The 4,878-nt window shown below is 38.3% G+C and carries 2 protein-coding genes; both read right to left on the minus strand.

Translation table 11 applies throughout. The features are described from left to right. Positions 1 to 2,348: hypothetical protein (locus tag ACP5SP_RS07310; protein WP_428076377.1), on the minus strand; the 2,348-nt coding region annotated here is incomplete at its 3' end. Between the two features lie 37 nt (positions 2,349 to 2,385). Beyond that, positions 2,386 to 4,839, minus strand: a complete 2,454-nt coding sequence (locus ACP5SP_RS07315; RefSeq protein ID WP_428076378.1) for a stalk domain-containing protein — start codon at positions 4,837 to 4,839, stop codon at positions 2,386 to 2,388. Positions 4,840 to 4,878: the final 39 nt, after the last annotated feature.

Raw genomic sequence — 4,878 nt, forward strand, 5'->3', positions numbered from 1 at the left:
ATAAATGGTGGTGCATCAATTTTTACTTGTTCGCCATTGATGTAAGCATTATCATTTCCAACTTGTAAGAATACAGTCACACGCGCAATATAATTAATTGAGAATTGTTTTGTAGCAGTTCTTCCTGAGGGGCTTGTAACCTTAATGATTGTGGTGTAAACACCTTCCTTAGGAACGCTTACAAGTGCTTCGAAACTTCCGTCTGAGTTAATTTGCACGGCCTTACCGTCAATTGTTAAAACTGCCCCTGAAACATCCATTGCCTTGATTGAACCTTTTAAGGTATATGTGGGTTGCACAATTACAGAGTTTTCCTGAGGAGTTAAAATCGTAATAATTGGGTCTGTAAGGTCAACAAGAATTGTTTTTGAATTTTCAGGCTCTTTATTGCCAAAGCTATCCACTGCATAGAAATAGACAGTTGTTTTTCCTTCTGGGATTTTAATTTGCGGTTTGTTTGCTAAATCGTAGGTTTGATAATTTCCATCATTAATTTTGTAGTAAAGCGTAATTGTTGTGCCCGCAATATCGCTTACAGAGAAACTAATCGCTGGCTGCGTAATGTAATATCCGTTAAGGCCGTCTGGACTTGCAGGGTTTATTATAATAGTTGACTTAGGGTAGGCAAATATATCAAATGGAAGGCTATCAACTTGCGTTGTCTCCTTTGAGGTTGAAACCTTTAACTTGTATGAGCCCAGTTGCGCTGGTGTTGTTATATTTGCATTTGCATCAAACACAACCTTTAAAGAACTTCCTGCAAGAATGCTTAAGTTAGATGGAAGTGCAAGAACAACTGTGCCTGTTCCTTTAGTTATCGTTATGCCTGACGGGCTATAGGTGTTGTTGTTATAAATGATAGAAACAAGGTTATTTGCAATTGAGGAAGGAAGGATAAATTGCATAGGAAATACAATGTAAATGCTATCAGAAGAAGAAAGCGCACCACCCATTCCAAGCACAAACTCAACACTTATTGAAACACTCTTATTTATAACAGCAGGGGAAACAGTCACTTTTACATTCTGGATGATTGAAGGAGTAAACAAAATTGCTTGAGACTCGAAAGGCAACGGGTCTTCGCTTGTAAATACCTTTATTTTATACCCGGTTTGAGAGGAAGGCGGGTTTTGAATTTTTGCATCAGTTGTAATTTTAATTGATACTTGTGAGGAGTTTCCGATAGATACAGGGCAAGTAATGACAAGGGCATTTGAAGATATGCTTGCCTTTGCAATTATATTGTTTACAAGGACGCTCCCTTGAGGAATCTGTGTTGGAAGGGTAAAACCTGTTGGAAATTGAACCGTAATTGTATCGGATGTGGCAAGTGCGCCAGTAGAGGATGTCCTAAAAGAAATGTTGTGCTCAGAAATCGCGTATGCTGCTGTTTGGGAAGCGTTCCAAGATAAATTGGTTATTGCAGTGCCCAAAGTTACAGTATAACTTGCAGGAGTAGTTTGCTTTGAAGTCCACATAGAGAAAGTGTAGTTTCCTGCAGTTTTCGGGTTTGTTATGCCTGTGTACGGACCGAATGAAAGCGTACCACCAGTAAAGGTATAAGCAGTTGAAGGGATTGTTATAGCAACCACATTACCTGAAACACTTACATTACCCTCAAAAGAAGATATTTGCGATGCACCCTGAACAAGCCCAACATTCACGCCGTTAATAACTGGAGGCACAGTAAAACCTGAAGAAAATTGAACATAAATCTTATCGGAAGTAGTAAGCCCTTGGGATGAATAAAAGTTAAAAGAATATGCACTTGTTTCAGCCAGTTTAGGATTAGCCACAGTAATTGAGTTTATAATGATACCTGCTGAGCTAGAGGTACCTACAGTATAAGTGTAATACAAAAATTGGGTTAGCGGACTTGCAATAAAGAGAGTGTGATTTCCTGTCGTTTTGGGATATATATTCGCACTTGAGTTTATAATTATGTAGAACGTAGTATTAGTAGTCTGCGGGAAGCCTGTTGGCAAAATAAATTGAAGCCTCTTTCCATTGCTACCACTTGAAATTTTTGCGCTTGACGGATGAAACGGTGTTGAATTACCCGTTATTTGAATAGCGATAGCTTCACTATCGAGTCCAGTAGAAGTAGGAATGTTCATAAGAGAACTTTGATTATCGCCTTCATCAAAGCCAATTTCAAAATTTGTGCCGCTACCAATTGCAACGCTGCTAAATTTAAGTGTAATTGTATAAGTATTCGCTACATTCGCAGTGTTTGGGTTTAGAGTAACACTAATTGAATCATCTGCAAAGGCACTTCTTATCGGAATACTTATAAAAGAAAAAATAAAAGCAAATACTAAAAATAAAATTTCAATTTTCCTTTTCATCATTACCTCCTAAATTTTTTCTCATTATACCACAAAATTAAGGTGCAGGATATGTAATAGTAATCTTTCTAAGCGTTCCATCCCATTCCACCTTTGCACCCAATTGTTCTGAAACAAATCTAACAGGAAGCATAGTTCTCCCAGAAATAATCTGTGGAACGACTTTTGTATTGCTCGAATCGATCGGAACTGTAGTTCCGTTTACCTTTGCGGTATTTTTGCCAATCCAGAGCTCAAGAGTTTTATCGCCAAGCGTAATCGTTACTTTCCTCTCTACGCTGTCCCAGGCAACACTTCCACCAAACTTTTCAACAATTGGCCTTATTGGCACAAGTGTCCTCCCTTCAACAATTACAGGCGGGGAATCAAGGGTAATTGTTTCACCATCGGAAGTTGTCATCCTATTAGAGCCAATGTAAAGAACGAGAATTGTGGTTTTCGCATAGTAAACAGTTAAACTCTTTGTTGTTATATTGTTTGCCTTATCATATGCCTTTATGGTAATGCTGTTTGCACCCGGTGAAAGAGTGATACCAAAAGAGAATATACCATCAGAGGAAACAGGCACACTTATTTCGTTTATGGTAACTTTCGCAATGCCAGATTCTGAATCAGCGGCAATGCCTGAGATTGTTAAGGAAGGTGAATTAAATTTTGCGTTATCCTGCGGAGAAATGATTTTTAAAGTTGGCGGGTTGTTATCCTCGATTGCTACGCTCTTATAAACTCCAGAATTTGTGCCAAGATATATCGTGTTATTTGGATCATTTATAGAAACTACGGAATAAACTATCGTCCCTATTGGCAAATCGCCAAAGATATTCCATGTTATACCTCCATCTCTTGATATATAAACACCATCAAGCGTGCCGAGGAATAAAACACTTGGATTGTAATAATCACCTGCAAGAGTTGTGCCTTTTAAAAAGCTTATCTTCTCTGAAATGATATTCCATGTCTTACCTGAATCGGTAGATTTGTATAGATAATTTTTAGTTAAAGCATACAGATTTCCATCTTTTGGTGCAATAACCGAATAAATAGGCAATTCAAAATTTGCCAGTATTTTGCTAAAATGCGCGCCAGAATCCTTGCTTACATAAAGCCCTATATCCCCCCCTGCATAAACATACTTTGGGTTTGCCTTAGAAAATGTAACCGAATAAAATTCTCCAGATGTTAATGAAGTGTAAGTCCAACTTAGGCCATTGTCAGTCGAAACCATCAGGCCATACTTTGTTGCTGCTAACATAGAGTTTGGCATTGTAGGGTCAACAGCAAACGCACGGGGAGATGAACCATAGAGTGCACCACTTAGGTACGACCAACCATAATCGTCAAATCCCATTTTGAAAAGTCCCAGGCTTTCATGTGCATATAAGGTTTTGTAATTCTCGTCAAAGCCTAACGCATAAACATTAAGAAGCCCAAGATTTTGATTACTAAAAGTGACATACCCGTTAAAATAAATTGCAAAGCCCATATTTGTGCCAAGGTAAATTGTTGAGAAACTCTGTCCTAAAGTTAAGGAAGAGATTATATTATAAGGAATGTTTGAAAGCCAACTCCACGTTTCGCCTGAATCCTTTGAAAGAAGTATCCCCTGCCTTGCAACGGCAAGCACCAATCTATCATCAAAACTATCGATACCTACAGAAACAACTGAAGGTTTGCTTTCCCAGTCGGTAACATTTGTCCAGTGGTCGCCGTAGTCGTAAGTTCTATACACGCCTGTTGAAACTGCCGCATAAAGAATATAAGGCTTCTTTGGATTCTGTGCAATTGAATATACAGGAAGAGATTGAAGTCCAGAGCTTACCAAATTCCAACTATCAGCATTATCAGGGGTTTTAAAAATCCCTTTATTTGTCCCAATGTAGTAAGCATCTTTCATTGAAGAGTCAGGGGTAATGCAGTAAACAGAAAAGTTTGTTATGTCTTTATTCGCTACTTCAAAAGTTTGCCCTGAATCCACAGAGCGGCATACACCGTTATCAGTACCTACAAGGACAAAGTTTGGATCCTTATCACTTATATAAATGGAAAAAACCCTTCTTTTAAGTATACTGCCTCCAATTAGAGACCAATTAAGCCCTGAGTCGTTGCTTAAATATAGCCCATTTGAAGTGCCTACATAAATCGCACCAAACTTACCTTTTACAGTTTCGATTGCATTAATAGTAACATATGTAGGTACATAACCTGGTTGATTCAATTCAAGCCCTTTGCCAATCCATTTCCAGGTTTTGCCAAGGTCACTTGAAACAAAAATGCCCTCGTTAGCAGTGCCTGCATAGATTGTGTTCGGGTAATTTGCATCAAATTCAAGAGTCGTGATATTTGCTCCATATAGCCCATCGTTTACAAGTTGAAAGTGGTAAACAATGCCTGAAGCCGCTCCGTAAGAAGTATAAGGTATTAAGCTTACGATAATAACAAAAGATAACAGCATTGCAGCAAAAACCTTAAACTTAAAGCTTTGTTTGTTCATCGTAAATAACCCCCTTTTTTTTGCTAAAGTATCCATTAC

The sequence above is a fragment of the Caldisericum sp. genome (assembly GCF_049967455.1).
Lineage (GTDB): Bacteria > Caldisericota > Caldisericia > Caldisericales > Caldisericaceae > Caldisericum > Caldisericum exile_A.